The organism is Nonomuraea sp. AD125B, assembly GCF_041402765.1.
Lineage (GTDB): Bacteria > Actinomycetota > Actinomycetes > Streptosporangiales > Streptosporangiaceae > Nonomuraea > Nonomuraea bangladeshensis.
Genome location: NZ_JBGLOU010000016.1, coordinates 44,248 through 70,771, shown reverse-complemented (window position 1 = coordinate 70,771; position 26,524 = coordinate 44,248). Strand labels below are relative to the sequence as shown.

The window sequence follows — 26,524 nt, the reverse complement described above, 5'->3', positions numbered from 1 at the left end:
CCTCATGACTCGCCGGAAGCCCCTAAGGATTCACCTGTGAACAAGCCCGTCGTACTGGTCGCTGAGGAGCTGTCCGAGGCCGGCCTCGCCGTTCTCGGCGCCGATTTCGAGGTCCGCCACACCGACGGCGCCGACCGTTCCCAGCTCCTGCCCGCCCTCGCCGACGTGGACGCCCTCATCGTGCGCTCCGCGACGCAGGTCGACGCCGAGGCCATCGCCGCGGCGCCCAAGCTGCGCGTGGTCGCCCGCGCGGGCGTCGGGCTCGACAACGTCGACGTCGAGGCGGCCACCAAGGCCGGTGTCATGGTCGTCAACGCGCCGACCTCCAACATCACCAGCGCCGCCGAGCAGACCGTCGCCCTCATCCTGGCCAGCGCGCGCAACACCGCCCAGGCGCACGCCGCGCTGAAGAACGGGGAGTGGAAGCGGTCCAAGTACACCGGCGTCGAGCTGGACGAGAAGGTCGTCGGCATCCTCGGATTCGGCAAGATCGGCCAGCTCGTGGCGCAGCGGCTGGCGCCGTTCGGCGTCGAGATCATCGCCTACGACCCCTACCTGCCGCCGGCCCGCGCCGCGCAGCTCGGCGTCAAGCTGGTGAGCCTCGACGAGGTGTTCAAGCAGGCCGACTTCATCACCGTGCACCTGCCGAAGACCAAGGAGACCCTCGGGCTCATCGGCGACGAGGCGCTGCACAAGGTCAAGCCGAGCGTGCGCATCGTCAACGTCGCCCGCGGCGGCATCGTGGACGAGGCCGCGCTCTACTCCGCGATCAAGGAGGGCCGCGTCGCGGGCGCCGGTCTCGACGTCTTCGCCAAGGAGCCCTGCACCGACAGCCCGCTGTTCGAGCTCGACCAGGTCGTCGTCACGCCGCACCTCGGCGCCTCCACCCACGAGGCCCAGGAGAAGGCCGGCACCCAGGTCGCGCGGAGCGTGAAGCTGGCGCTCGCGGGCGAGTTCGTGCCGGACGCGGTCAACGTCCAGGGCGGCGCCGTCGCCGAGGACGTCAAGCCGGGCCTGCCGCTGGCCGAGAAGCTGGGCCGGGTGTTCACCGCGCTGGCCGGCGAGGTCGCCACCAAGCTCGACGTCGAGGTGCGCGGCGAGATCGCCTCCCAGGACGTGCGGGTCATCGAGCTGGCCGCGCTCAAGGGCGTCTTCGCCGACGTCATCGAGGAGCAGGTCACCTACGTCAACGCGCCGCTGCTGGCCAAGGACCGCGGCGTCGCCGTCGAGCTGATCACCAGCTCCGAGAGCCCCGACTGGCGCAACGTGGTGACCGTCCGTGGCGTGCTGGCCGACGGCCGCCAGGTCTCGGTGTCGGGCACGCTGTCCGGTCCCCGCCAGATCACCAAGATCGTCGAGGTCAACGGCTATGAGATGGAGATCGAGCCGACGGCGCACCTCGCGTTCTTCACCTACGCCGACCGTCCCGGCATCGTCGGCGTGGTCGGCCGCCTGCTCGGCGAGCACGGCGTCAACATCGCCTCCATGCAGGTGGCCCGCGACGTCAAGGGCGGCAAGGCGCTCATCGCGCTGACCGTCGACTCGGCGATCCCGGCCGACATCGTCGACCAGATCGTGGCCGAGATCGGCGCCGAGAGCGGCCGTTCTGTGGACCTGGAGGACTGACACTCCCCGCCTCGCGCGAAAGGCCGCCGCCCGGATCGGGCGGCGGCCTTTTCGTCGTCTCAGCTGTCTCAGCATGCGGGATGCTAGGACATCCAACGAGATTCCTCGGTTAACGTGGAAGCACATGCGCCAGGTGCTCGTACTCATTACCTGCCGCGGCGAGGCCTGTTAGGGCAGGTCGGCGACTCGCCGCGGTGAACGGCGTCGCGTCGGCCGGTAAGTCCCTCCCGTCAGTAACGCCTCCTCGCGAAACGAGTTGACGATCATGTACGAGATGTACGCCTGGAACCGTGCGGAAGACCACAAGGACGAGGCCGCCGAGGCCCTGCAGACCGCGCTGGACCGCCGCGACAACGGCGGCGCCCCGCAGGAGTCCGGCCGGTAGGGCCCCGGCTCGCACATCAGGGACGTCGGTCAGAGCACCGACGCGACGGGCATGGGCGGTGCCGGCTCCTCCTGCCGCTCCGCCCACTCCCGCACGCCCTTGCGGTCGGGCCGGACGCCGCCGACGAAGACGCTTCTGCGCCAGCTCGACAGCTTCTCCTCCTTGATGACGTCGCCGGTGCGGGGCGCGTGCACCATGTAGCCGGGCCGGGAGATCATCCCGACGTGGCCGAGGTTGCTGAAGAAGACCAGGTCGCCGGGCTTGAGGTGGTTCCAGGAGACCTTCTTGTCGAATGCCGCGTACTGGTCGGCGGCGACGCGGGGCAGCTGGATCCCCGCCTTCTGGTACGCCCGGAGCATGAGGCCCGAGCAGTCGTACCCGCCCCTGCCGGTCCCGCCCCATAGGTACGGGATGCCCTGTTTTTTCAGGGCGAAGTTCAGCGCGATCTTCCAGGCGGGCCTGCTCTGCCGGTCCCGGATCTTCTTGAGTTCCGGACCGGTGAGCGTGGTGGTGAGTGCGCGCTGGTCGAGGGTTTCGGCCTTGGGCGCGCGGCCGGGGTTGTTCTCGTCGGGGGTGGAGGCCTGGGCGGGGGAGGCGAGCACGGCGAGGCCGGTCGCGCCCGCCGCCACGAGAATGGCGATGCGAGACAGGGGACTGTCCTTCCATACGGCCGACCGGGTTAGCTGACGGGCTCGGGCTTGGAAGCAGCCCTACGGCGCATGCCGATTCGCCCCTGGGGGAGAGTGGGTCCCCGGCTCCACGCGAACCGCCGCGTGGATTAGGCAGGGCACGGACGCTAACGAATCAGTCAAAAGATCGCAAACCTTCACAAATCGGACTTTTCTGGAACAGTCCGAAAAATGAGACCGAGTGTTCGTCAGGCGAGACGAGCCGGTAAGGTACCGGCATGGAGTCGCGTAACATCCGCTTGGCCGTCATCCCCGGCGATGGCATCGGCACCGAGGTCGTCACCGAAGGGCTCAAGGTCCTCGAAGCCGTCGGCACGAAGATCGAGCCCACGCACTACGACCTGGGCGCGGCGCGATACCACCGCACCGGCGAGACGCTGCCCGACTCGGTGCTGCAGGAGCTGCGCGGCTACGACGCGATCCTGCTCGGCGCGGTGGGCGACCCCAGCGTGCCGCCGGGCATCCTGGAGCGCGACCTGCTGCTGCGGCTGCGCTTCGAGTTCGACCACTACGTCAACCTGCGCCCGGTCAAGCTCTTCCCCGGCGTCGAGACCCCGCTGGCCGACACCACGGCCGAGGACATCGACATGATCGTGGTCCGCGAGGGCACCGAGGGCCTCTACGCGGGCACCGGCGGCGCCATGCGTCGCGGCACGCCGCACGAGATCGCCACCCAGGAGTCGCTCAACACCGCCCACGGCGTCGAGCGCGTCGTCCGCTACGCCTTCGACAAGGCCCAGAGCCGCCCGCGCAAGAAGCTGACGCTGGTCCACAAGACCAACGTCCTCACCTTCGCCGGCGACCTGTGGCAGCGCACGGTCAACCGGGTGGCCGAGGAATACCCCGAGGTCAGCACCGACTACTGCCACATCGACGCGGCGTCGATGTTCTTCGTGACCCAGCCGGGGCGCTTCGACGTCGTCGTCACCGACAACCTGTTCGGCGACATCATCACCGACCTCGGCGCGGCCATCGCGGGCGGCATCGGCCTGGCCGCGAGCGGCAACATCAACCCCGAGCGCACGGCGCCCAGCATGTTCGAGCCGGTGCACGGCAGCGCCCCCGACATCGCGGGCCAGGGCAAGGCCGACCCGACCGCCACCATCCTGTCGGTCGCCATGCTCCTCGACCACCTCGGCCTGAGCGCCGAGGCGGCCAAGGTCGAGCAGGCGGTCGCCGACGACATCGTCGAGCGGCTGACCGGCTGGACCGGCCGCACCACCTCGCAGATCGGCGACGACATCACCGCGCGAGTATCCGGCTAGGGCCGCCTAGCCTCCCCACGCGCCTGGCGGTCCGCACCCGGATCGCCAGGCGCTTTCTGCTGTCCGAAGTGGCCGAATCGCCCAACGGCAGCTTGTCATCCCATATGGCGAGACAATAGGAAGTACTAGCTGCCTTCGGGCAGCACTGCCGCGCTGTAGCGGGTCCACGGACCCTCAGGATTCGGTAGATTTTCGCGAAATCGCAGAGAGAAGGACCATCGTCATGACCATCGCTCAGAAGCTCAGCTTCGACGTGCAGCTATCCGACCACGCTCGCACCGCGGCCGAGCGGGAGCAGGTACTGACGAACCCCGGATTCGGGCAGTCCTTCACCGACCACATGATCATCATCGACTACACCGAGGGCCGCGGCTGGCACGACGCCCGGCTGGCGCCGTACGGGCCGCTCTCGCTCGACCCGGCCACCGCGGTCTTCCACTACGCGCAGGAGCTGTTCGAGGGCCTGAAGGCGTACCGGCAGGCCAACGGCTCCATCGTGATGTTCCGCCCGTACGCCAACGCCGCCCGCTTCAACCGCTCGGCCGCCCGCATGGCCATGCCCGAGCTGCCCGAGGAGACGTTCGTCGAGTCGCTCGAACTCCTCGTCCGCACCGACGAGGAGTGGGTGCCGACCACCGAGGGGCACAGCCTCTACCTGCGGCCCTTCATGATCGCCACCCAGGCGGGGCTCGGCGTCAACTACCCCTCCAGGACCTACTCGTACATGGTCATCGCCTCGCCGGCGGCGTCGTACTTCAGTGGCGGCGTCAAGCCCGTCTCGGTGTGGCTGTCCACCGAGTACACCCGGGCCGCCCCCGGCGGCACCGGCTTCGCCAAGTGCGGCGGCAACTACGCCGCCGCCTTCGTCGCCCAGCGCCAGGCCGTCGAGAACGGCTGCGACCAGGTCGTGTGGCTGGACGCCCAGTCCCACGAGTACGTCGAGGAGATGGGCGGGATGAACCTGTTCTTCGTCTTCGGCAACAAGCTCGTCACGCCCGCGCTGACCGGCACCCTGCTCCCCGGCATCACCCGCGAGTCGATCCTGGAGCTGGCCGGCGACCTCGGCCTGGAGACCGAGGAGCGGCTCATCTCGGTCGACGAGTGGCAGTCGGCGTGCGAGTCGGGCGAGCTGACCGAGGTCTTCGCCTGCGGCACGGCCGCCGTGGTGACCCCGGTCGGCTCGGTCAAGGGCGCCGACCGGGCCTGGACGGTCGCCGACGGCACGCCCGGCCCGGTGACCATGCGGGTGCGCGAGGAGCTGGTCGGCATCCAGTACGGCGCCCGCCCCGACGCCCACGGCTGGGTCCACAAGATCGCCTGACCTCGGGGACCCGCGCCCGTCTCAGTGCTTGGTGATCAGCGTCATGCCGTCGGCGACCGGCAGCATGAGCACGCTCACCCGCGGGTCCTCGATCACCAGGTCGTTGAACTGGCGGATCTCCACCGTGGTCGGCTCGTCGTGGGACGGGTCGGCCACGTGCCCGCGGCGCAGCGTGTTGTCGGCGATCAGCAGCCCACCCGGCCGCATGCGCTCGATCAGCAGCTCGTAGTAGCCGGGGTAGTTGCCCTTGTCGGCGTCCACGAAGGCCAGGTCGACGGTCTGGTCGAAAGCGGCGAGGGTGTCCAGCGCCGGGCCCAGGGTGAGCGTCACCCGGTCGGCCACCCCGGCCTCCGCCCAGTAGCGGCGCGCGATCGAGGTCCACTCCTCGCTCACGTCGAAGCAGTGCAGCCGGCCGCCCCGCAGGCCCCGGGCGATGCAGACCGACGAGTAGCCGGTGAACGTGCCCACCTCCACGGCCACCTGGGGAGCCATGAGCTGGGTGATCATCGTGAGGAACGTGCCCTGGTCGGGGGAGATCTGCATCCCCGCGCTGTCGCCCGTGACCTCCATGGTCTCCTGGGCCAGTCGCTCCAGCAGGGGGTCGGGCTTGGTCGAGTGCTCGTACACGTAACGCGCCACGGCTGGGGTCAGGAGGTCTGCCTTCATACGGTCATTGTTTCCGTTCCGGTAGGGTCTGCGCGATCGACAAGCTGAGAGTGGGCGAATGATGAAGCGGTTGGTGGCGGTCGCGGTCGCGTGCGCGGTGATCGCGGTGCTCGGTGTGCTGGCCTTTTCCGGGCCGGGCGAGAGCTCGGCCGAGGTGCGGCTGACCCGTCAGCTCGACGGGTCCATGGTGCTGGCGGACCGCGGCGGCGATGCTCCCGTCCTGGACGTTTACGAAGATTTTGACTGCCCGGTCTGCAAGGACATGCACGCCAAGGTGGATCCGACGATCCAGCGGCTGGCGCGTGAGGGCAAGGTCAAGGTCGTCTTCCACGCCGTGACCATCTTCCGCGACGAGCCCATGCGCTCCAACTCCATCCGCGCCGCCGCGGCCGCGCGCTGCGTCCCCGAGTCGAGCTGGCTGGCCTTCCGCGACGAGCTGTACGCCATCCAGCCGGCCCCGCACGGCGTCGCCTCGGGCTTCACCGTCGAGGAGCTGGTCGGGGCGGCCAGGAAGGCGGGCGCGCAGGTGGACAGCTGCGTACGCGACCAGTCGTACGCCGACGCGCACCTGGCCGAGACCGCGAAGGTCCGGCTGGAGGGCACCCCCACGCTGCTGCTGGACGGCAAGCTGCTGGGCGGCGAGGCGTTCGACCCGCAGGCCCTGGAGCGTGCCATCACGGGCGGTGGCGGCGTCACCGTGTAGGCGTCCGAGCAGTGAGATCCTTGTGCCGAATGGTGGAAACGTATGGCAGACTGATGAGCACCATGTTCTACGGTCTGCTCATTATCGGCAGGCGCGCTGGCTGACACAGGGACACCGCCAGCGCGCAGACCTCTCACGTCCGTGAGGGGTCTTTTTGTTTTCCAGGGATCTCCAGAAGGAAGAAGCTCATGGCCGATGACCGGTTCCACGTATATGACACGACACTGCGTGACGGCGCGCAGCAGGAAGGGCTCAACCTGACCGTCGCCGACAAGCTGGCCGTCGCGCGTCACCTGGACGGACTGGGCGTCGGTTTCATCGAGGGCGGCTGGCCCGGAGCCAATCCCAAGGACACCGAGTTCTTCAGGCGTGCTCGCACCGAGCTCGACCTGAAGCACGCGCAGCTCGCCGCGTTCGGCGCGACCCGCCGGGCCGGGGTGAAGGCCGCCGACGACCCCTTGGTGGCCGCATTGCGCGAATCCGGCGCGCCCGTCGTGACCCTTGTCGCCAAGAGTCACGACCGGCATGTCGAACTGGCCCTCCGCACCACGCTGGAGGAGAACCTCGCGATGATCCGCGACACGGTCTCCCACCTGCGTGCGGAGGGCCAGCGGGTCTTCCTGGACGCCGAGCACTTCTTCGACGGCTACAAGTCCAACCCCGCGTACGCGCTGGAGGTGCTGCGCACCGCCGCCGAGGCGGGCGCCGACGTCATCGCGCTGTGCGACACCAACGGCGGCATGCTCCCCGACGAGCTGGCCGACATCGTCCACGAGGCCGTCCAGGCCGGGGCCAGGGTCGGCATCCACTGCCACGACGACACCGGCTGCGCGGTCGCCAACACCCTCGCCGCGGTCCGTGCCGGCGCCACCCACGTGCAGGGCTGCGCCAACGGCTACGGCGAGCGCTCGGGCAACGCCAACCTCTTCACCGTCGTCGCCAACCTGCAGCTCAAGCGCGGCTTCGACCTGGTGCCGCAGGCCGCGCTCGCCGACATGACGCGCATCGCGCACGCCATCACCGAGGTGACCAACGTCACCCCCAACTCGCACGCCCCCTACGTCGGCATGTCCGCCTTCGCGCACAAGGCCGGCCTGCACGCCAGCGCCATCAAGGTCGACCCCAACCTCTACCAGCACATCGACCCCGCCGCCGTCGGCAACGACATGCGCATGCTGGTCTCCGACATGGCCGGTCGCGCCTCCGTCGAGCTCAAGGGCCGCGAGCTGGGCTACGAGCTGACGGGCGAGCACACCAAGGCGCTGGTCGAGCGGGTGAAGGAGCTGGAGTCGCGGGGCTTCACCTTCGAGGCCGCCGACGCCTCCTTCGAGCTGCTGCTGCGCGACACCGTCCACGGCGAGCGCAAGCGCCACTTCGAGGTGGAGTCCTGGCGGGTCATCGTCGAGCGCACCAAGGGTGGTGAGCTGGTCAGCGAGGCCACCGTGAAGGTGCACGCCAAGGGCGAGCGCATCGTGGCGACCGGCGAGGGCAACGGCCCCGTCAACGCCCTCGACAAGGCCGTCCGGCTGGCGCTGGAGCAGCTCTACCCCGAGCTGGCCAAGGTGCAGCTGGTCGACTTCAAGGTCCGCATCCTGGAGGACACCCACGGCACCGACGCGGTCACCCGCGTGCTCATCACCAGCAGCGACGACACCGGCGAGTGGGCCACGGTCGGCGTCGCCGAGAACATCATCGACGCCTCCTGGCAGGCCCTGGAGCAGGCGGTCACGTACGGCCTGCTGCGCGCCGGCCGCGACTGCTGAGCCAGGGAGTACGAGGTCAGAGCAGGCGGGCGGAGAAGGAGACCCCTTCGACCGTCACCTTGCCGCCGGAGCACGACACCTTCGGCGCGTCCGTCCCAGGCACGACCACCGTCAGCAGGGACTTCGCCGCAGGCGAGACCACCACCGTGGCCGCCTGCCTCGACAGGTAGGTCGGCGACACCCAGCCGAGCTTCCCGCCGCGCTCCACCCGCTGCCCGCCCACCTTCGCGCACGACGGCGACAGCTGCAGCAGCGTGACCTTGAACTTGCCGTCGGCCAGCACGACCTTGCCGCCGCCGTTCGAGACGACCTTGAGCGACGGGGCGAACCGCCACAGGTTCCGCACCTGCTTGCCGCCCCCGGCGGTGTCGAGCACCGCCATCAGGTCCTCGCCGTGGTCGACCAGCACCGACCGGGTACGGCTCACGCCGTAGGCGTCGTCCGTCACCCGGAACGCCTGCCGGTCGTCGCCGAGCGAGGACTTCGTCAGCCGCGAGGAGGTGCGCGGCCGGAACTTCGCCCCGACCACCGTCGGCACGTTGTGCGCCTCGGGGGAGAGCGTCCAGTAGCGGTAGGCGCTCTTCTCGTAGGAGTGGAAGCCGGCGTCCACGAGGATGTCGCGGCCCTGCGCGTAGTAGGTGACGCCCAGGTGGTCCTCGTGGCCGTGGAACTTCATCCCAGGCCCGAACCTGATCGAGTAGTACGCCGAGTCCTGCTTGCCGAAGGCCGTCCGGCCGAACACGTAGCCGGCCCGGTAGACCTTGACCTTCTGCTTCGGCGTGCCGGTCTCCATCTTCGGCTCGGTCTCGGCGCTGCCGTCGCCGAGCGGCGCCATGTAGCCGTTCGGCATGGTGGCGTGCGCGATGAAGTCCTTCAGCGCCTCGGCGCGCTTGGCGATCTCGCCGGGGACCTTGCGGCCGCAGGACTTCATGTTCGTCATCGCGACCTGGAGGCGGCCGTAGACGTAGACGGCGTAGCGGGGCGCCTGCTCCATCAGCGCGCCCTGGGCGTCCACGTCCAGCTTGACGGTCCCGGTCAGGCGCCTGGACGCCAGGTCGGCCCAGTCCTTGCGGCCGTAGCGGCAGCCGATGCCCATGAGCGCGATGTCCTGGTCGATGCCGTGGTTGTGGCCCTTCTTGTACAGGGCCGGGTTCGCGAGGAGCTTGGCGTGCACGGCCAGGCTGTCCTTCAGCCAGGAGTCCTTGACGTGCTCGCTCAGGCACAGCAGCGGCTGGGTGCGCAGCGAGACCGGGTGGTCCTTCCAGACGTAGGGCTTGGTGCCGCGGGCGCCGTACTTGTTGTTCGCCACCCAGTCCTTGGCGAGCTCGGTCGCGCGGTCGAGGTAGCGCCGCTCGCCGGTGTTCTCGTACTCGACGACGAGCGTGCCGAGCCAGCGCAGCGACTGGAAGACGAACTCCCACGAGCGGTTCTTGTACGGGCTCGCGGCCCAGTCGACCTTCTCACCCAGTTTGTACGCCGGCAGCCCCACCAGCGAGATCTCGCCGCCCATGACGTCCGCGGCGGTCGGCGTGCCGGGCAGCCAGTCGCCCTGGCACGCCGCGGTGCGCGCCACCTTGCCGTCCCCGTCCGCGTACGCGGGGGTCCCCGCGAGGCCGCCGAGCGCGAGCGTGAGGGCAAGAGGGATCGCGAGGCGGCGCACGCCAGTTCCTTTCAGCACGAACCAGGACAGACAAGCTTGAGGCGGGACATGCTTTCGCGTGCGCGATCATCCGGTCAAGCCGAGTGCCCGATTCGTTAACCGCCCGCTACGCCTTGGGGGTGGCGCTCTCGACCACCTCGAACGTCCACAACTCGGACCCGCTCGCGGCCGGACCCTGACCGTGCCCGTGGCCCTGGCCCTGGCCCTGCTGGGCGGCCTCGCCGGCGGCCCGCGCGTGACCGCGGGCGAACTCCTGGCTCTGCTGCCACGCCTCGAAGTCCGCCTCGCTCCGCCAACGCGTGTAGACGAGGTAGCGCTCGGTCCCGTCCACCGGCCGCAGCAGCTCGAACCACTCGAACCCGTCCGCGGACTCCACCATCCCCGCCCGCCCGGCGAACCGCCGTTCGAGCTCCTCCCGCATGGCGGCCGGCACGGTCAGCACGTTGATCTTCACGACGGACATGGGAAACCCCTCTCGTCAGCGCACCTGCGCAGGTCAGGGGTCCAGGCTAACCCGTCGTACGTGACCCGCGCGGGCCAGGTGAACGGACTCCCACGGCGGCGGCGATAGCCTGGACAGGTGCGTATAGCGAGGTTCTCCACAGGCGAAGGCGTGTCGTTCGGTGTGGTCGAAGGCGGTCCCGGCGAGGAGTTCATCTCCACCGTCGCCGGTCACCCGTTCAGCCAGGTGCAGTTCACCGGCGAGCGCCAGCCGCTCAGCCAGGTCAAGCTGCTGGCCCCGATGCTGCCGAGCAAGGTCGTCGCCATCGGCAGGAACTACGCCGAGCACGCCCAGGAGATGGGCAACGAGGTGCCGGAGGAGCCGCTCATCTTCATGAAGCCGTCCACCTCGGTGATCGGCCACGGTGAGCAGATCGCCTACCCGGTCCACCTGTCCGACCGCGTCGACTACGAGGGCGAGCTGGCCGTGGTCATCGGCCGGCTGTGCCGCGAGGTCCCGGTCGAGCGGGTCAAGGACGTCATCTTCGGCTACACCTGCGCCAACGACGTGACCGCGCGCGACCTGCAGAAGAAGGACGTGCAGTTCACCCGGGCCAAGAGCTTCGACACCTTCTGCCCGCTCGGGCCGTGGATCCAGACCGACCTCGACCCGAGCGACCTGGCCCTCACGACCACGGTCAACGGCGAGGTGCGCCAGAGCGGCCGCACCACCCAGCTCATCCACGACATCCCCGCGCTGGTCGCCTACGTCAGCGCGGTCATGACGCTCATCCCCGGCGACGTCATCCTGACCGGCACGCCGGCCGGCGTCGGCCCGCTCCAGGTCGGCGACGAGGTCAGCGTCGGCATCGAAGGCATCGGCACACTCACGAACAAGGTGGTCTCCCGTGACTGACGTACGGGTCAGGTTCGCCCCGTCCCCCACCGGCATGTTCCACGTCGGCGGCGCCCGCACGGCGCTGTTCAACTGGGCGCTGGCCGAGCAGTCCGGCGGCCGGTTCGTGCTGCGCGTCGAGGACACCGACGCCACGCGCAACCGCCCGGAGTGGACCGAGGGCATCATCTCGGCGCTCGACTGGATCGGTGTCAACGGCACCAACCCGGCCTTCGAGGGCCCCTACTTCCAGTCGGCGTACGAGCCGCAGCACCGCGAGGCCGTGGCCAAGCTGCTCGCCGACGGCCGCGCCTACTACTGCGACTGCACCCGCGAGGCGCTGGTCGCCCGCACCGGTTCCGAGCACCGCGGCTACGACGGCCACTGCCGCGAGCGCGGCCTGACGGAGGGCGCGGTCCGCTTCCGCACCCCCGACGAGGGCGTGACCATCGTGTCCGACCTCATCCGCGGCGACGTCGAGTTCCCCAACGAGGCCCAGGAGGACTTCGTCATCGCCCGCACCGACGGCTCGCCGCTCTACGTGCTGGCCAACGCGGTCGACGACATCACCCAGAACATCACCCACGTCGTACGCGGCGAGGAGCACCTGGGCAACGCGGCCAAGCAGATGCTGCTCTGGCCGGCCCTCGGCGCCAACCCGCCGGTGTGGGCGCACCTGCCGGTGATCGTCAACGAGCAGCGCAAGAAGCTGTCCAAGCGCCGCGACAAGGTGGCACTGGAGGACTACCGCGCCGAGGGTTACCTCGCCGAGGCCATGGTCAACTACCTCATGCTGCTCGGCTGGGGTCCCGGCGAGGACCGCGAGATCATGCCGTGGTCGGAGATGGTGCCGCTGTTCCGGCTGGAGGACGTCAACTCCTCCAGCGCGTTCTTCGACGAGAAGAAGCTGCGGGCCTTCAACGGCGAGTACATCCGGGCGCTGCCGCTGGAGACGTTCGAGGAGCGCTGCGCCCCCTACCTGGAGGAAGGCTGGGACCGCGAGCTGTTCAGCAAGGTCGCGCCGCTCGCCCAGACCCGCATCGGGGTGCTGTCGGAGATCCGGCAGAACGTCGACTTCCTCTTCCTCGACGAGCCGGTGTTCGACCAGGCGTCCTGGGACAAGGCGATGAAGAACTCCCCGGTGGAGATCATCTCCGGCTACCTGGCGCGCCTGGAGCTCGTGAGCTGGGACCCCGAGTCGCTGAAGGAGGCTCTGGAGGAGGTCGGCGCGGCCCACGGGCTCAAGCTGGGCAAGGCCCAGGCGCCGGTGCGGGTGGCCGTCACCGGCCGCACGGTGGGCCTGCCGCTGTTCGAGTCGATCGAGGTGCTGGGCCGCGAGCGCACCCAGGACCGCCTGCGCGCCGCCCTGGCCCGCCTCGGCGCCGTCGGCGTCTGACGTGCCCGCCGGGCGGCCCGCTCTCGTGGCGGGCCGCCCCGGCCGGGCTCGGCGTCAGTCCAGGCCGCGCCGCTTCAGCAGCGGCTCGATGCGCGGCTCGCGCCCCCGGAAGTTGCGGAAGGCGCTCAGCGGGTCGAGGCTGCCGCCCCGCGACAGCAGCTCACGGCGGAAGTGCTCGCCGTTCTCCCTGCGCAGCCCGCCGTTCTCCTTGAACCACTCGACGCTCTCGGCGTCCAGCACCTCGCTCCAAATGTAGGAGTAGTAGCCGGCGCTGTAGCCGCCGGCGAAGATGTGCGCGAAGTAGTTGGTGCGGTAGCGCGGCCGCACCTGCGGCACGGCGATCCCGGCCCGCTCCAGCGCCGCCGCCTCGAACGCCTCGGCGTCGGCCACCTCCTCGCCCGGCGCGAGCCGGTGCCAGGCCCAGTCGAGCAGCGTGGCGGCGAGATATTCGACGGTCTTGAAGCCCTGGTTGAACGTCTCGGCCGCGGTCAGCTTCTCCACCAGCTCGGCCGGCATCGGCTCGCCCGTCTCGTGGTGCCTGGCGTAGTTGGCCAGCACCTCGGGCCAGGTCACCCACATCTCGTTGACCTGCGAGGGGTACTCGACGAAGTCGCGCGGCACCGAGGTGCCGGACACGCGCGGGAAGCGCACCTTCGAGAACAGGCCGTGCAGGGCGTGCCCGAACTCGTGGAAGGCGGTCGTGACCTCGTCGTAGGTGAGCAGCGTCGGCCCCGAGGCGGGCTTGGTGACGTTGAGGTTGTTCAGCACCACCGGCCGCAGCCCGAACAGCAGCGACTGGTCCACCAGGTTGTTCATCCACGCCCCGCCGCGCTTGTTCGCCCGCGCGTACGGGTCCAGCAGGAACAGCCCGAGCGCGGAGCCGTCCTCCTCGAACACCTCGAACACCTTCACGTCCGGGTGGTAGCCGGCCAGGTCGGTCCGCTCCTCGAAGGTGACGCCGTACAGCTTGCCGGCCGCGAAGAAGATGCCGTCGCGGTAGACCCGCTCCAGCTCGAAGTACGGCCGCACCGCGCTGTCGTCGAAGTCGTAGCGGGCCTTGCGCACCTGCTCGGAGTAGTAGGGCCAGTCCCACGGCTCGATCGGGAACCCAGCCTGCGCGGCCAGCTCCTCGGCCTCCCGCCCGGCGTTGCGCACGGCCGGGCCGACGAGCTGGCCGAGCATCTCCTCGACCGCCTCGACGGTCTTGGCCGTCTGGTCGGCCACCACGTAGGAGGCGTGGTCGGGGAAGCCGAGCAGCGCCGCCCGCTCGGCGCGCAGCGCCGCCATCCTGGCCGCGATCGCGAAGTTGCCCGGCGCGCGGCCGACGCTCAGCTCGAACAGGCGGCGGCGCACGTCGCGGTTCGTGAGCTGGGAGAGCGCGGGCTGGGCGGTGAAGTTGAGCAGCGGCAGCGCGTACGTGCCGTCGTCCTGGCGCAGCGAGTCGATCCTGGCCTGGTCGAAGCCGTCCAGGTCGGCCGGGTCCTTGACCACCAGCGCGGCCTCGGTGGCCGCCTTCAGCAGCGCCTGCGCGAACTCGGTGGACAGCCGCGACAACTCCTCGTTGAGCTCGCGCAGCCGGGCCTGCTCGGTCTCCGACAGGTCGGCGCCGGCCCTGATGAAGTCCTCGCGGTATTTCTGCAGCAGCCACGCCTCCTCCGGGTCGGAGGTGGTGACCTGCTTGATGCGCGCCCACAGCGCCCGGTTGAGCCGGATGCTGTCGCTGTGCCGGGTCAGCTCGGGAGAGATCTCCTTCTCGATCTCCATGATGCCGTCGCTGGAGTTGGAGGAGGCGATGCTGAAGAAGGCCGTGGCCGTGCGGTCGAGGACGCGCCCCGACCGTTCGAGCGCGGCGATCGTGTCGTCGAACGTCGGCGGCTCGGTGCTGCCGGCGATCGCCTCGACCTCCGCCAGCTGCTCCGCCATGCCGCGCCGGAAGGCGGGCAGGTAGTGCTCCTCGCGGATCTCGGCGAAGGGCGGCAGCTCGTACGGCAGGTCACTGGGGGCGAAGAAGGGGTTCTCTGCCAAAGCTCGGGCTCCTCCACGTGGTGTTTTGTCCCCCACAGCTTGGCACGGCCACGCCCCCGCCGCGCCCGGCGGTCACCCCGTCCGGCAATCGTTTTGGTCTTACCCCCGGAGCTGGGCTATTCTTTCGGACGTCGCCAAGCGCGCTCCACGGAGCTCGTGACAGCGGTGGGGTATGGTGTAATTGGCAGCACGACTGATTCTGGTTCAGTTAGTCTAGGTTCGAGTCCTGGTACCCCAGCAAGGCGCCATCTGCGGCGGGAGTCTCATCGAGACCCCCGCTTTTTTGTTGTCCGACCGCGGGTCAGCGTGCCAGCTTGTCCAGGATGTCGGTGATCTGGCGGTAGTCCTCCGGGGTCGGGGCGTGGGAGGTGTCCACGGTGAAGACCTCGAACCGGTTGCCCGGCGTGGCGGCGTCCGCCTCCCTGATCATGCGGTCCTGGAGCGCGAGCGGGATCACCCGGTCACGGGAGTGCCGGATGTAGACGCGCGGCACCCGCCCCCAGGCGTCCGGGCGGCCACGGGAGTCCGCGCCGGACACCAGCAGGCTCTCGTCGGGCAGCAGCGTGTTCAGCATGGCCAGCAGCTCGCCGTCGGTCCCGCCGGCCATGTACGCGGCCTTGGCGGCCGCCAGGAACGCGGGGTCGTTCGTCCGCCAGTTCACCCGGATCGCGCCCAGCTCGCGGGGGTCGCCGACGATCGCGCCGAGCACGCTGCCCGCCAGGCTGCCCGCGTTCTCCGGCGTCTCCATGTACTCCGCCGGGGAACGCAGCTCCGTGCAGCAGAAGGCGGCGTCGTAGACCAGCAGGTCGACCAGGTCGGGCACGGCGTCGGCGGCTTTCGTCACGGTGGAGCCGCCGAGGCTGCCGCCCACCAGCACCACCCTGCCGTGCCGCGCGGCCCGGCGTACGGTGTCCACCGTGGCCGCCACGTAGTCGTCCAGCGTCACCCGCGCCACCGGCGAGGGCAGCGCCGCCAGCGCCGCAAGGTCCTGGGGCGCCTGGTAGGCGACGTGGAACTGCTCGGCGGGGCCGTGCCCCGGCAGGCTCACGCCCACCGAGCGGTGCCCGCGCAGGGTGAGCTCGGCGTCGGCGGAGGCCACGCCGTTCGAGCCCGTCACGAAGACGAACGTGGTCACCTCCCTGCCCCGCCGGGGCGGCCCGCCCGTCATGGCGGCCGCCTGGACGCCGAGCGCGCCCGCGGCCGTGGCCAGCTGGATCGTCTTCCTTCGTGTGGGATCGCTCATGTCCCCGATCGTCGCCCGCGCGGACCCGGCGCCGCTTCGCCCGGCCGGCTCCGCGATCGGTGGAGGCCGCGTATCCACCGATCGGTGGATGCCGTGCCAGGCTGGAGGGCATGAGCCGGCTCGACGGGCGCGAACGGTGGGTCTTCCTGGGGCTCGCGTACGCGCTGCTCGCGACCTCCGCGACCGCCGCCGCCCTCACGGGCACGAACGGCGGCGACGCGGAGCCGTCGTCGTGGCCGCTCCCGTGGTCGTTCTCGGGGTCGTCCGGCGGCGCGGTGTGGCCCGTGCTCGCCGTGGCCGCCGCCGTGTGGGTCGCGCCGCTCGCCTGGCTGCACCCGCGCCGCGACCGGCGTCGCGTGCTCGTCGTCGGCCACTACCTCGTCCTCGTGGCCCTCGCCGGAGCGCTGACGGCCGCGCACGCCGCCTTCGCGGTGTTCGCCGCGATCGGTTATCCGCTCGCCCTCGCGCTGCTCCCGTCCCGGCTGGTGATGGCCGGGGTGACGGTCACCGCCGTCGTCGTCGTGGCCGCCCAGGCGGCCCCCGGCGACCGCGCCGCGCTGCTCACCGTGATCGCCGGCGTCGCCCTGCCCCTGGCCGTCGCCGGCTGGTACGTCGCCGCCGAGCACGACAAGCGCCGCCGCCTCGTCGTACGCCTGCGCGCCGCCATGGACGAGAACGCCTCCCTGCACGCCAGGCTGCTCGACCAGGCCAGGCACGCGGGCGTACGCGACGAGCGGCACCGGGTGGCCGGCGAGCTGCACGACACCCTGACCCAGGACCTCGTCGCGCTGATCCGCCAGCTCGACGCCGCCGCCGGCGCCACCGGCGAGGAGGCCGGCCGCCACCTCGGCCAGGCCGCCACGCTGGCCCGGCGCGGGCTGGCCGAGGCCCGCCGGTCGGTGAACGCGCTGCGTCCCGGCCCGCTGGAGCGGTCGAGCCTGCCGGAGGCGCTGGAGCGCATGGCCGCGTCCTGGTCGCGGATGTCGAGGGTGCCGCTGGCCTGCGAGGTCACCGGATGGCCGGTCGCGCTGTCCGCCGACCTGGAGGCCACCCTGTTCCGCGTCGCCCAGGAGGCCCTCGCGAACGTCGCCAGGCACGCGGAAGCCACCAGGGCGGCTCTCACCCTGTCGTACACGGACGATCTCGTGCTCCTGGACATCCGGGATGACGGAGCCGGGTTCGATCCGCAGGCGGCCACTGACGGCTTCGGGCTCGACGGCATGCGGCAGCGGGTCCGGGCCGCCGGCGGCACCCTGGAGATCGAGTCACAGCCGGGCGCGGGCACCGCGATCGCGGCCGCCGTCCCAGCCCTGCCTACTGCCCGCCCCGTCCCGCCCCTGCCTACTGCCGTTCCCCCCTCTCCAGCCGATGAGACGATGGCGGGCGGAGGGGAGGACTCATGACGCCACCCGTGCGGGTGCTGGTCGCCGACGACCACCCCATCGTGCGCGACGGCCTGCGCGCCGCCCTCGGCCCCGGCTCCGGCGTGGAGCTCGCGGGCGAGGCGGCCGACGGGGAGCAGGCCGTGCGCCTGGCCGCCGAGCTGCGTCCCGACGTCGTGCTGATGGACCTGCGCATGCCCGGCCTGGACGGCGTCGCCGCCATCAGGCGCATCGCCGGCACCGGCCCCCGGGTGCTGGTGCTGACCACGTTCGACACCGACGTGCTGCCCGCGCTGGAGGCGGGCGCCCACGGCTACCTGCTCAAGGACGCCCCGTCCGGCGAGCTGGTCCGCGCGGTGCTGGCCGTCCACCGGGGCGAGACCGTGATCGCGCCCGCCGTCGCCGGCCGGCTGGCCGAGCAGGTACGCAGACCGTCCAGAGGCGCCCTGAGCAGGCGCGAGCTGGAGGTGCTGCGGCTGGTGGCCGGGGGAGCGACCAACAAGGAGGCGGCGGCCGCGCTGTTCATCAGCGAGGCCAGCGTCAAGACGCACCTGCTGCACGTGTACGCCAAGCTCGACGTCCGCGACCGGGCCGCCGCCGTGAGCGAGGGCTACCGGCGCGGCCTGCTCACCGCCTGACCGCCGGTAAGGGCGTACGGAGCGCTGTTAAGCGGTTTGGTTGTGGTCTGCGGGGTGCGGTAGAGTTACCTGCGTCGCCGGGGAGATCCGGCGACGAAAGCTTGTGGACAGGGTCCCGTCGTCTAGTGGCCCAGGACGCCGCCCTCTCAAGGCGGTAGCGCCGGTTCGAATCCGGTCGGGACTACCACTTGTCACAAGCTCGCGAAGGTCCCGTCGTCTAGTGGCCCAGGACGCCGCCCTCTCAAGGCGGTAGCGCCGGTTCGAATCCGGTCGGGACTACGTCTGCTCCATCAACGCTCCGGCGCCTCTGGCCCGGGGCGTTTTCGCGTTCCACGGGGCCGTACCGCGAGAAAAGCCCCCGCCGCGAACGGCGAGGGCTTTCCGCGTCGTCACACCGAGCGGGCCTTGAACAGCGCCCGCCGGGCCGCCTTCGCGATCTGCTTGTCCGGGTGGACCTGGGAGATGAGGTCCAGCAGCTCCTCGACGTGCGCGTGCGGGATCTTCCAAATCACTTCGAGCAGCTCGGTGACCATCTCGGGGCCGATGTCCTGGAGGCTGCTCACGAACTCCGACCGGCCGAGCCCGGCCGAGATCGTCCACATGTCGAGAATGAGCCAGTGGGTGTCGTCCTGCGTCGGCTCGGGAGCGCCCTCCACCTTGAGCTGGCTGAGGTGCGTGGCCGCGTAGGGCCGCAGCGACGGCTGCTTGAGCGCCTCCTGCCAGGCGGGGAGCGCGGCCTCGCCCAGCGTGCCGACGACGCTGGCCGCCTGCACCCGGATGAGCGCGTCGCTCTCGTCCTCGGCCGCGGCCTCCAGCAGCTCCTCGGCGGCCTTGGCCGGCTCGCGCAGCCGCATCCAGGCGGCGAACTCGGCGTCGGCCTCCTCCTCGGGCAGCTCGGCGCTGAGCGCCAGCAGCTCGTGGGCGCTCATCGACTCGATGGCGGGCCGGGCGTCCACCTCGATGTCGGCGTCGTCCACCAGGTGGACGACGCCCTCGGTGCCGAGCGGCGTGAGCTTGAGCGTGCGGCCCTCGACCTCCACCATGCCGTAGCCGACCAGCCAGTCGACGGCGGGGGCGAGCGGGTCGCCTGCGGCCTCCCAGGCGTCGGCGCCGAGCTCCTCGTCCAGCTCGGCGGCGGCCACGGACAGCTCGCGCGCCAGCTCGTCGAGGTCGCGCGAGCCGCCGGCCAGCAGCAGCCTGACCAGCACGCCGCGGGTCAGGCCGGCCAGCGCCATGGTCAGGTCGTCGTCGGACAGCTCGGGGTCGCCGTAGTCGACCGAGTGGAGCCCGAGCATCCAGGCGTCGAGGACGTCCTCGTCGTCGTCGAACGGCCACTCGGCCGTGTCGTCCTGGACCGCGACCGTGTTGCCCTCGCCCGGCTCCAGGAACTCGAGGTCCACGGCGAGGTTCCAGATGTTCCACAGGTAGGGCACGGCCTCGGCGATCGGGCCCTCGACCTCGGGCCTGGGCAGCCCGACGGCGGCCAGCGCCTCCTCCACCTCGGCGTCGCTGAGCAGGGTGTCCTCGCCCACGCGGCGGCCGGAGCCGACCCAGAGGGCCAGGTCGCGGGCCTTGGCGATGAGCGGGGCCTGCCGGGCGGCCGCGGCCAGCTCGGAGTCGGGCCGCAGCCGGATCGTGTCGAGGTCGGCGAGCTCGTCGGCGAACGGCTCGAAGTCGCCGAGGTCGCCGGTCTCCTCCTCGCCGTCCGCCTCGTCGGCGTCGTCGCCGTCCTCGACGAGCTCGTCCATCAGCTCGACGAACTCGTCCTCGACGTCGTCGAGCTCGGCCTGCAGATCGGCGAGGGAGTCGGAGCGCTTGGTCAGCCTGCCGGTCTGCGAGAGGAACGTGAGGTAGGCGTCCACGGCCGGGAGCATCCCGTCGGCGGCGGCGTCGGGATCCTCCACCACCTCCGGCATGCGGTCGAGCAGCAGGTTGCGCAGGTCGGCGCGCTTCCAGGTGCCGGGGTCCGGCGAGAAGGCGAGACGGTGCCACAGGGCGGCGGGCCCCACGAGCTCGGGGTCGCTGTCGGGCGCGTTGACGCGCGCCCACATGATGAACTCTTCGAGCAGGGGTCGCAGCTCAGTGGCGGCTACCTCGATGCGATCTGTCACGCACTCAGGCTAGTGCGCTCCCGACGTTGACGGCTCCCGAAATACATCCTTTTGCTGATCATGACGTGCGCCGCATGGCCTCGGTGATGCGTTCGGCGGCGGCCATGACCGGCACCGCGTGCAGCCGGCCGGGGGCCCGGGTCAGCCGTTCGATGGGGCCGGAGACCGACACGGCCGCGATCACCTTGCCGCCGCTGCCCCTTATGGGCGCCGAGACGCTCGCCACACCCTGCTCGCGCTCGCCGACGCTGTGGGCCCAGCCGCGCCGCCGTACGGAGGCCAGGGTCGCGGCGGTGAACTTGGCGCCGCGCAGGCCGCGGTGCAGCCGGTCGGGCTCCTCCCAGGCGAGCAGGATCTGGGCCGCCGAGCCGGCCGTCATGGGCAGCGCCGAGCCCACCGGGACGGTGTCGCGCAGGCCGCTGGCCCGCTCGGCCGCGGCCACGCAGACCCGCTCATCGCCCTGCCGGCGGTAAAGTTGCGCACTCTCCCCGGTCAGGTCCCTGAGCTGCATGAGGACGGGGGAGGCCACGGCGAGCAGCCGGTCCTCGCCGGCGGCGGTGGACAACTCCGACAGCCGCGGCCCCAGCACGAAGCGGCCCTGTGTGTCCCGGCTGACGATGCGGTGATGCTCCAGTGCGACGGCCAGACGGTGGGCCGTGGGGCGGGCCAGACCGGTGGCCTGGACGAGCTGCGCCAGTGAAGCGGGTCCCGCTTCTAGGGCATTGAGTACAAGAACGGCCTTGTCGAGTACTCCGACTCCGCTAGAGTTGTCCATGTACCGATACTGCAGTCTCGACATATGAGAAGGCAAGTCGGAGGCAAACTCCCGCAAAGATGCACCGGGACCCGGAGCGGCAGACGGGGGCGGGCCTTGAGCGGGCGATGCGACGGCGCATCGCGAAGACACAGGAGGAGATCATGGGCCGCACACTGGCCGAGAAGGTCTGGGAGCAGCACGTCGTGAGGCGTGCCGAGGGCGAACCTGACCTGCTCTACATCGACCTGCACCTCATTCACGAGGTGACCAGTCCGCAGGCGTTCGACGGGCTCCGCCTCGCCGGCCGCAAGGTGCGCCGCCCCGACCTCACCATCGCCACCGAGGACCACAACGTGCCGACCGTGCTCGGCCCGATCTCCGACCCCGTGTCCAAGACGCAGGTCGAGACGCTGCGCAAGAACGCCGCCGAGTTCGGCATCCGGCTGCACCCGATGGGCGACGCCGGGCAGGGCGTGGTGCACATCATCGGCCCGCAGTTCGGCCTGACCCAGCCGGGCATGACGATCGTCTGCGGCGACTCGCACACCTCCACGCACGGCGCGTTCGGCGGCATCGCCTTCGGCATCGGCACCTCCGAGGTCGAGCACGTGCTCGCCACCCAGACGCTGCCCGCCTACCGGCCGAAGACGATGGCCGTCGAGGTCAGCGGCGAGCTGCCCGCCGGCGTCACCGCCAAGGACCTGATCCTGGCCATCATCGCCAAGATCGGCACCGGCGGCGGCCAGGGCCACATCATCGAGTACCGCGGCGAGGCCGTGCGCAAGCTCTCCATGGAGGGCCGCATGACCGTCTGCAACATGTCGATCGAGGCCGGCGCGCGGGCGGGCATGATCGCCCCCGACGAGACCACGTTCGCCTACCTCAAGGGCCGCCCGCACGCGCCCGAGGGCGAGGCGTGGGACCAGGCCGTCGCGTACTGGAAGTCGCTGCGCACCGACGACGACGCCGTCTTCGACCAGGTCGTGGAGATCGACGCGACGACGCTGACCCCGTACGTCACGTGGGGCACCAACCCCGGCCAGGGCCTGCCGCTGGGCGAGTCCGTCCCGAGCCCCGAGTCCTTCGCCGACCCGGTCGCGCGGGCCGCCGCCGAGCGGGCGCTGGAGTACATGGGCCTGTCGGCCGGCACGCCGCTGCGTGAGATCGAGGTCGACACCGTCTTCGTCGGCTCGTGCACCAACGGCCGCATCGAGGACCTGCGCTCGGCCGCCGAGATCCTGAAGGGCCGCCAGGTCAAGACCCGCACGCTCATCGTGCCCGGCTCGATGCTGGTCAAGCTCCAGGCCGAGCAGGAGGGCCTGCACGAGGTGTTCAAGGCCGCGGGCGCCGAGTGGCGCGAGGCCGGCTGCTCGATGTGCCTCGGCATGAACCCCGACACGCTCCAGCCGGGCGAGCGCAGCGCCTCGACCTCCAACCGCAACTTCGAGGGCCGCCAGGGCAAGGGTGGCCGCACCCACCTGGTGTCGCCGCAGGTCGCCGCCGCGACCGCGGTCACCGGCCGCCTGACCGCCCCCGCCGACCTGTAAGGAGTCACGACCGATGGAAGCCTTCACCACCCACACCGGTACGGCGGTGCCGCTGCGCCGCAGCAACGTCGACACCGACCAGATCATCCCGGCCGTCTGGCTCAAGCAGGTCAGCCGCACCGGTTTCGAGAAGGGCCTGTTCGCCGCCTGGCGCGAGGACCCCACGTTCGTGCTGAACGACCCCGCCTACGAGGGCGGTTCGATCCTCGTCTCCGGTCCCGACTTCGGCACCGGCTCCTCCCGCGAGCACGCGGTGTGGGCCCTGCAGCAGTACGGGTTCCGCGCCGTGATCGCCGCCCGCTTCGGTGACATCTTCCGCAACAACTCCACCAAGATGGGCCTGCTGCCGGTCGTCCTGCCCGGCGACAAGGTCGAGGCCCTGCAGGCCGCCGTCGAGGCGGACCCCAAGCTGGAGATCACCGTTGACCTGGCCGAACGCCAGGTCCGCTGGGCGGACGAGGTCGTCGCGTTCGAGATCGACGACTACACCCGCTGGCGGCTGATGGAGGGCCTGGACGACATCGGACTGACCCTGCGTCACGCCGAGGACATCACGGCGTACGAGAATGGTCGGCAGCCATGGCTGCCGACGACCGTCTAGAGGACGACGAACTGGCGCGGCGGTTGCGCGAGGCGCACCGCCGCGTCCGCCTGCTGCCCGCCGCCGATCCCGCCGTGGACAAGGCGCGGCTGGCCCGCCGCTATCTCGCCATCTGCGACCTCGCCAAGCGTGATCCCGAGCGGGCGGCGGCCCGGCTGGAGGCGTTCCTGTCCGCGCTCGACACGCCACGTAATGACGAAAACACCGTCGGTGATTGAGTTCCCCCGCGATCCCGCCTACTTTCGACTCGCGTAAGGGGTTTCTACGTCGAACTCGTGTGCTGGAACCCTGACCATAACTGGGGGAGCAGGACTTTCATGAACAAGCGAGAACTCGTCGAGGCCATTTCGGACCGGGTGGGCGACAAGAGGACGGCCACCGAGGCCGTGAACGCGGTCATCGACACCATCCAGAAGGCCGTGGCGAGCGGCGACAAGGTCTCGATCACGGGCTTCGGCGCGTTCGAGATGGTGAACAAGCCGGCGCGCACGGCCAGGAACCCGTCCACGGGTGCCGAGATCAACGTCGCGGAGAGCTGGGCTCCCAAGTTCCGCCCCGGTTCGGAGTTCAAGGACCTCGTGAACGAGGGCGGCAAGAAGAGCGGCAAGAAGAAGTAGCCGCAGCAGATCGTCAGCGGACCGTCACGCCCGGGCTCCTCGCCCGGGCGTCGCGCGTTGTGCGGCCTCCTAGGGCAGCGGGAACGTGGACAGCGTGATGTACGTGACCCGCTCCCCGGTCAGCGCCAGGTTGACCCGCTGCCCGGTGCGCAGCAGCCGCAGCGGGCCTGCGTCGAAGGCGGGGGCGTCGAACTCCAGCACGGTCCCGTCGTCAAGGAAGACCGTGCCCGACCTGGTGGCCTCGTCGAAGCTGCGTACCGTGCCCTGCACGCCACCAGCGTAATCCGTGCGCCGGGGGCGCGGCGAGCGGTCAGGCCCCGGAGCCCGGCCACAGCTCGGCGACCAGCGCCGCCGTGTGCGGCCCCAGCCCCAGCGCGATCGCCGCGGCCAGGTCGGCGGGGGTGTCCACGTCGCGCCGGACCGAGTCGATGCCCGGCACGCACAGCTCCTTCGCGCCGCCCGCCAGATGTCTGGCCCGCGACTCCCCGCCGAAGCGCGGCGTGAACGGCACCCCCGGCCGTACCCCGTAGAACGTGGTGCCGACGTCGAGCGCGTCGGGCACGAACGCCTGGTCGAACTCGGCCGCCGCCTCCAGCGCCGTCGCCAGCTCGGCCGGGCGCAGCGCCGGCAGGTCGGCCTGCAGCGCCCCCACCGCCTCGCCCGGCGCGACGGCCACGGCGTGCGCGGCGCCCGTGCGGAGCGCGGTGTTCAGCCCGCGGTCGGGGTCGTGCACCACCTCCGCGCCCAGCGCCGCGAGCGGGCCCGCCGCCGCGGGATCGGCGGTCACCACGATCACCCGCGCCACCGCCGGGCAGGACAACGCGGCCGCCACGGTGTCGCTCGCCACCGCCACGGCGAACCTCGTGCGGTGCGGTCCCGTCGCGTCGGCCAGCCGGGTCTTCGCGGCGACCAGCGTCTTGACCGGAATGACCAGGGACCACCGAGAGCTCATACCCTTAAGCATCGCGCCTCGACATCCTCGGCGGGCAACCGGGAGACTTGGGGCGCATACCCGAGGAGGAGTCCATGAGCCGCCGCACGCGACCGTCGTGTTTCTGGGAGACCCTGGCAGTCGTCGTCGTGAAACCACTCTCCCGGCTCCTGGTCAAGCGGGACTGGCGGCACGGCGAGCGTCTCCCGCGCACCGGCGGCATCATCATCGCGGCCAACCACCTCTCCTGGACGGACCCCGTCCTGCTCGCGCACTTCCTCTTCAACAACGGACGCTGGCCGGTCGTCCTCGCCAAGTCCGCGCTGTTCCGCGTCCCTCTGCTCCGCCAGGCCCTGATCGGGCTGCTGGCCATCCCCGTCGAACGCGGCAGCGCCGAGGCCGCGCGCTCGCTGCGGATCTCCTCCGAACGGCTCCGGGACGGCTGCGCGATCCTGTTCTATCCCGAGGGCACCTGCACCCGTGACCCGGCCCTCTGGCCGATGGTGGGCAAGACCGGCGCGGCCCGGCTGGCGCTGGAGAGCGGCGTCCCGGTCATCCCGATCGCCCACTGGGGCGCGCACGAGCTGCTGCCGTACGGCGAGAAGAAGCCGCGGCTCTTCCCCCGCAAGACCTTCCGCGTGTCGGTGGGCCCGCCGGTCGACCTGTCCGCATACGCCGGCCGGCCGCCGCAGGGCGACGTCCTGCGCGAGGCCACGGCCGACATCATGGCGGCGATCACCGCGCAGCTCGCCGAGCTGCGCGGCGAGAAGGCCCCCGAGGCCCCCTACGACCCCGCGAGGCGGTGACCGCATGACGAGAGTCGCCGTGTTCGGCCCCGGCTCGTGGGGCACCACGTTCGCGATGATCCTCGCGGAGGCGGGCAACGAGGTCACGCTGTGGGGGCGCAGGCCCGAGCAGATGGAGGCCATCGAGCGCACCCACGAGAACGCCGACTACCTCCCCGGCATCCCCCTGCCGCCCACGCTGCGCGCCACCACCGACCCCGAGCGGGCCCTCGACGGCGCCGACTTCGTGGTGTTGTGCGTGCCTTCGCAGACCCTGCGGGCCAATCTGGCCGCCTGGCGCGAGCACATCCCGCGCGGAGCGGTCCTGGTCAGCCTCATGAAGGGCATCGAGCTCGGCACCACCAAGCGGATGAGCGAGGTGATCCGCGAGGTGGCCGAGGTGCCGGAGGAGCGGGTGGCCGTCGTCTCCGGACCCAACCTGGCCAAGGAGATCGCCCAGCGCCAGCCCGCCGCCACCGTCGTGGCCTGCGCCGACGAGTCCGTCGCGGAGAAACTTCAGGCGATCTGCCACCTGCCGCCGTGGTTCCGCCCGTACACCAACCCCGACGTCGTCGGCGTCGAGCTGGGCGGCGCGGTCAAGAACGTCATCGCGCTCGCCGTCGGCGTCTCGGCCGGCATGGGCATGGGCGACAACGTCAGCGCCATGCTCATCACCCGCGGGCTGGCCGAGATGCAGCGGCTCGGCGCGGCCCTGGGCGCCGACCCGCACACCTTCGCCGGGCTCGCCGGCATGGGCGACCTCGTCGCCACCTGCAACTCGCCGCTGTCGCGCAACCGCACCTTCGGCGAGAACCTCGGGCGCGGCATGACCCTCGCCGAGGTGGTCGCCGCCACCAGGCAGACCGCCGAGGGCGTCAAGTCCTGCGAGTCGGTGCTGGCGCTCGCCCGCAAGCACGACGTCGAGATGCCGATCACCGAGGTCGTGGTCGGGGTGGTGCACGACGGCATGTCGCCGGCCGAGGCCGGCATGCTGCTCATGTCGCGCTCGCCCAAACCGGAACGGTACGGCGTCTGACCGGGCGCGCCGTGCGCCGGGGCTGACTCGCTGTACAGGGG

Annotated in this window: 25 protein-coding genes, 3 tRNA genes and 1 riboswitch; of the genes, 18 read left to right on the top strand and 10 right to left on the bottom strand. The window is 71.0% G+C overall.

The window, feature by feature from the left end; genetic code table 11:
• Positions 1 to 36 precede the first annotated feature (36 nt).
• The gene (gene serA / locus ACBR40_RS35660) at positions 37 to 1,626 is read left to right on the top strand and encodes a phosphoglycerate dehydrogenase (RefSeq protein WP_344206463.1); all 1,590 of its coding nucleotides are present in this window, start codon (positions 37 to 39) and stop codon (positions 1,624 to 1,626) included.
• 414 nt (positions 1,627 to 2,040) lie between these two features.
• On the opposite strand, the gene ACBR40_RS35655 is transcribed toward serA, so the two are convergent.
• Positions 2,041 to 2,640, bottom strand: a complete 600-nt coding sequence (locus ACBR40_RS35655) for a C40 family peptidase (RefSeq protein WP_344206464.1) — start codon at positions 2,638 to 2,640, stop codon at positions 2,041 to 2,043.
• A 24-nt stretch (positions 2,641 to 2,664) separates the two neighbouring features.
• A riboswitch (cyclic di-AMP (ydaO/yuaA leader) is annotated at positions 2,665 to 2,806 on the bottom strand.
• A gap of 112 nt (positions 2,807 to 2,918) precedes the next feature.
• Here ACBR40_RS35655 and ACBR40_RS35650 point away from each other — a divergent pair.
• Both ACBR40_RS35650 and ACBR40_RS35645 read left to right on the top strand, forming a co-directional pair.
• Positions 2,919 to 3,965, top strand: a complete 1,047-nt coding sequence (locus ACBR40_RS35650; RefSeq protein WP_364454035.1) for a 3-isopropylmalate dehydrogenase — start codon at positions 2,919 to 2,921, stop codon at positions 3,963 to 3,965.
• Between the two features lie 223 nt (positions 3,966 to 4,188).
• Positions 4,189 to 5,286, top strand: a complete 1,098-nt coding sequence (locus tag ACBR40_RS35645; protein WP_344206466.1) for a branched-chain amino acid aminotransferase — start codon at positions 4,189 to 4,191, stop codon at positions 5,284 to 5,286.
• 21 nt (positions 5,287 to 5,307) lie between these two features.
• Here the strand turns inward: ACBR40_RS35645 and ACBR40_RS35640 are convergent, their stop codons facing one another.
• The gene (locus ACBR40_RS35640; protein WP_344206467.1) at positions 5,308 to 5,952 is read right to left on the bottom strand and encodes an O-methyltransferase; all 645 of its coding nucleotides are present in this window, start codon (positions 5,950 to 5,952) and stop codon (positions 5,308 to 5,310) included.
• Positions 5,953 to 6,010: 58 nt separating this feature from the next.
• Between ACBR40_RS35640 and ACBR40_RS35635 the strand changes: the two genes are divergently transcribed.
• Both ACBR40_RS35635 and cimA read left to right on the top strand, forming a co-directional pair.
• Entirely contained in the window at positions 6,011 to 6,655 is a 645-nt protein-coding gene (locus tag ACBR40_RS35635) for a DsbA family protein (RefSeq protein ID WP_371251583.1), read from the top strand.
• A 188-nt stretch (positions 6,656 to 6,843) separates the two neighbouring features.
• Entirely contained in the window at positions 6,844 to 8,418 is a 1,575-nt protein-coding gene (gene cimA / locus ACBR40_RS35630; RefSeq protein WP_344206469.1) for a citramalate synthase, read from the top strand.
• 16 nt (positions 8,419 to 8,434) lie between these two features.
• On the opposite strand, the gene ACBR40_RS35625 is transcribed toward cimA, so the two are convergent.
• Positions 8,435 to 10,078 carry a heparinase II/III family protein gene (locus ACBR40_RS35625; protein WP_371251582.1) on the bottom strand — a complete coding sequence of 548 codons (1,644 nt, stop codon included), beginning with the start codon at positions 10,076 to 10,078 and terminating at the stop codon, positions 8,435 to 8,437.
• Positions 10,079 to 10,184: 106 nt separating this feature from the next.
• Positions 10,185 to 10,541: an antibiotic biosynthesis monooxygenase gene (locus tag ACBR40_RS35620; protein ID WP_344206471.1), complete on the bottom strand. Its 357-nt coding sequence runs from the start codon at positions 10,539 to 10,541 to the stop codon at positions 10,185 to 10,187.
• A gap of 117 nt (positions 10,542 to 10,658) precedes the next feature.
• Between ACBR40_RS35620 and ACBR40_RS35615 the strand changes: the two genes are divergently transcribed.
• Together ACBR40_RS35615 and gltX are read left to right on the top strand one after the other, a co-directional pair.
• On the top strand, positions 10,659 to 11,435 hold the full coding sequence (locus tag ACBR40_RS35615; RefSeq protein ID WP_344206472.1) for a fumarylacetoacetate hydrolase family protein: 777 nt from the start codon (positions 10,659 to 10,661) through the stop codon (positions 11,433 to 11,435).
• Between the two features lie 34 nt (positions 11,436 to 11,469).
• A complete protein-coding gene (gltX, locus tag ACBR40_RS35610; RefSeq protein ID WP_371251672.1) occupies positions 11,470 to 12,810 on the top strand; it encodes a glutamate--tRNA ligase in 1,341 nt (446 codons plus the stop codon).
• 54 nt (positions 12,811 to 12,864) lie between these two features.
• Here the strand turns inward: gltX and ACBR40_RS35605 are convergent, their stop codons facing one another.
• The gene (locus ACBR40_RS35605) at positions 12,865 to 14,835 is read right to left on the bottom strand and encodes a M3 family metallopeptidase (RefSeq protein WP_371251581.1); all 1,971 of its coding nucleotides are present in this window, start codon (positions 14,833 to 14,835) and stop codon (positions 12,865 to 12,867) included.
• 166 nt (positions 14,836 to 15,001) lie between these two features.
• Between ACBR40_RS35605 and ACBR40_RS35600 the strand changes: the two genes are divergently transcribed.
• A tRNA-Gln gene (locus tag ACBR40_RS35600) sits at positions 15,002 to 15,073 on the top strand.
• Positions 15,074 to 15,136: 63 nt separating this feature from the next.
• Here ACBR40_RS35600 and ACBR40_RS35595 read toward each other — a convergent pair.
• On the bottom strand, positions 15,137 to 16,078 hold the full coding sequence (locus ACBR40_RS35595; protein ID WP_371251580.1) for an alpha/beta fold hydrolase: 942 nt from the start codon (positions 16,076 to 16,078) through the stop codon (positions 15,137 to 15,139).
• A gap of 110 nt (positions 16,079 to 16,188) precedes the next feature.
• On the opposite strand from ACBR40_RS35595, the gene ACBR40_RS35590 reads away from it, so the two are divergent.
• From ACBR40_RS35590 to ACBR40_RS35575, 4 genes are all read left to right on the top strand, one after another.
• Positions 16,189 to 17,481 carry a sensor histidine kinase gene (locus tag ACBR40_RS35590; RefSeq protein ID WP_371251579.1) on the top strand — a complete coding sequence of 431 codons (1,293 nt, stop codon included), beginning with the start codon at positions 16,189 to 16,191 and terminating at the stop codon, positions 17,479 to 17,481.
• Positions 17,478 to 18,098 (top strand): response regulator transcription factor, encoded by a 621-nt coding sequence (locus ACBR40_RS35585; protein ID WP_364454004.1) that lies wholly within the window; start codon positions 17,478 to 17,480, stop codon positions 18,096 to 18,098. The genes ACBR40_RS35590 and ACBR40_RS35585 overlap by 4 nt, the downstream gene beginning before the upstream one ends.
• 111 nt (positions 18,099 to 18,209) lie before the next feature.
• Positions 18,210 to 18,285, top strand: a tRNA-Glu gene (locus ACBR40_RS35580).
• Between the two features lie 19 nt (positions 18,286 to 18,304).
• Positions 18,305 to 18,377, top strand: a tRNA-Glu gene (locus ACBR40_RS35575).
• Positions 18,378 to 18,487: 110 nt separating this feature from the next.
• Here ACBR40_RS35575 and ACBR40_RS35570 read toward each other — a convergent pair.
• Entirely contained in the window at positions 18,488 to 20,209 is a 1,722-nt protein-coding gene (locus ACBR40_RS35570; RefSeq protein ID WP_371251578.1) for a hypothetical protein, read from the bottom strand.
• Between the two features lie 58 nt (positions 20,210 to 20,267).
• Complete coding sequence (locus ACBR40_RS35565) at positions 20,268 to 20,984, bottom strand: IclR family transcriptional regulator (RefSeq protein ID WP_020543978.1); 717 nt, start codon at positions 20,982 to 20,984, stop codon at positions 20,268 to 20,270.
• 143 nt (positions 20,985 to 21,127) lie between these two features.
• On the opposite strand from ACBR40_RS35565, the gene leuC reads away from it, so the two are divergent.
• From leuC to ACBR40_RS35545, 4 genes are all read left to right on the top strand, one after another.
• Positions 21,128 to 22,513, top strand: coding sequence for a 3-isopropylmalate dehydratase large subunit (gene leuC, locus ACBR40_RS35560; RefSeq protein ID WP_344206479.1), 1,386 nt, complete (start codon positions 21,128 to 21,130; stop codon positions 22,511 to 22,513).
• 13 nt (positions 22,514 to 22,526) lie between these two features.
• Positions 22,527 to 23,114: a 3-isopropylmalate dehydratase small subunit gene (gene leuD, locus ACBR40_RS35555; RefSeq protein ID WP_344206480.1), complete on the top strand. Its 588-nt coding sequence runs from the start codon at positions 22,527 to 22,529 to the stop codon at positions 23,112 to 23,114.
• Complete coding sequence (locus ACBR40_RS35550; RefSeq protein WP_329590566.1) at positions 23,093 to 23,332, top strand: hypothetical protein; 240 nt, start codon at positions 23,093 to 23,095, stop codon at positions 23,330 to 23,332. The genes leuD and ACBR40_RS35550 overlap by 22 nt, the downstream gene beginning before the upstream one ends.
• 99 nt (positions 23,333 to 23,431) lie before the next feature.
• Positions 23,432 to 23,731 carry an HU family DNA-binding protein gene (locus ACBR40_RS35545; protein ID WP_020543974.1) on the top strand — a complete coding sequence of 100 codons (300 nt, stop codon included), beginning with the start codon at positions 23,432 to 23,434 and terminating at the stop codon, positions 23,729 to 23,731.
• 69 nt (positions 23,732 to 23,800) lie between these two features.
• On the opposite strand, the gene ACBR40_RS35540 is transcribed toward ACBR40_RS35545, so the two are convergent.
• Positions 23,801 to 24,001 (bottom strand): hypothetical protein, encoded by a 201-nt coding sequence (locus ACBR40_RS35540; protein ID WP_344206481.1) that lies wholly within the window; start codon positions 23,999 to 24,001, stop codon positions 23,801 to 23,803.
• 40 nt (positions 24,002 to 24,041) lie between these two features.
• Positions 24,042 to 24,683 (bottom strand): 2-phospho-L-lactate guanylyltransferase, encoded by a 642-nt coding sequence (gene cofC, locus ACBR40_RS35535; protein ID WP_371251577.1) that lies wholly within the window; start codon positions 24,681 to 24,683, stop codon positions 24,042 to 24,044.
• 74 nt (positions 24,684 to 24,757) lie between these two features.
• Between cofC and ACBR40_RS35530 the strand changes: the two genes are divergently transcribed.
• Positions 24,758 to 25,468, top strand: coding sequence for a lysophospholipid acyltransferase family protein (locus ACBR40_RS35530; protein WP_371251576.1), 711 nt, complete (start codon positions 24,758 to 24,760; stop codon positions 25,466 to 25,468).
• Between the two features lie 4 nt (positions 25,469 to 25,472).
• Positions 25,473 to 26,483, top strand: coding sequence for an NAD(P)H-dependent glycerol-3-phosphate dehydrogenase (locus tag ACBR40_RS35525; protein ID WP_344206484.1), 1,011 nt, complete (start codon positions 25,473 to 25,475; stop codon positions 26,481 to 26,483).
• The last annotated feature ends 41 nt before the right edge of the window (positions 26,484 to 26,524 follow it).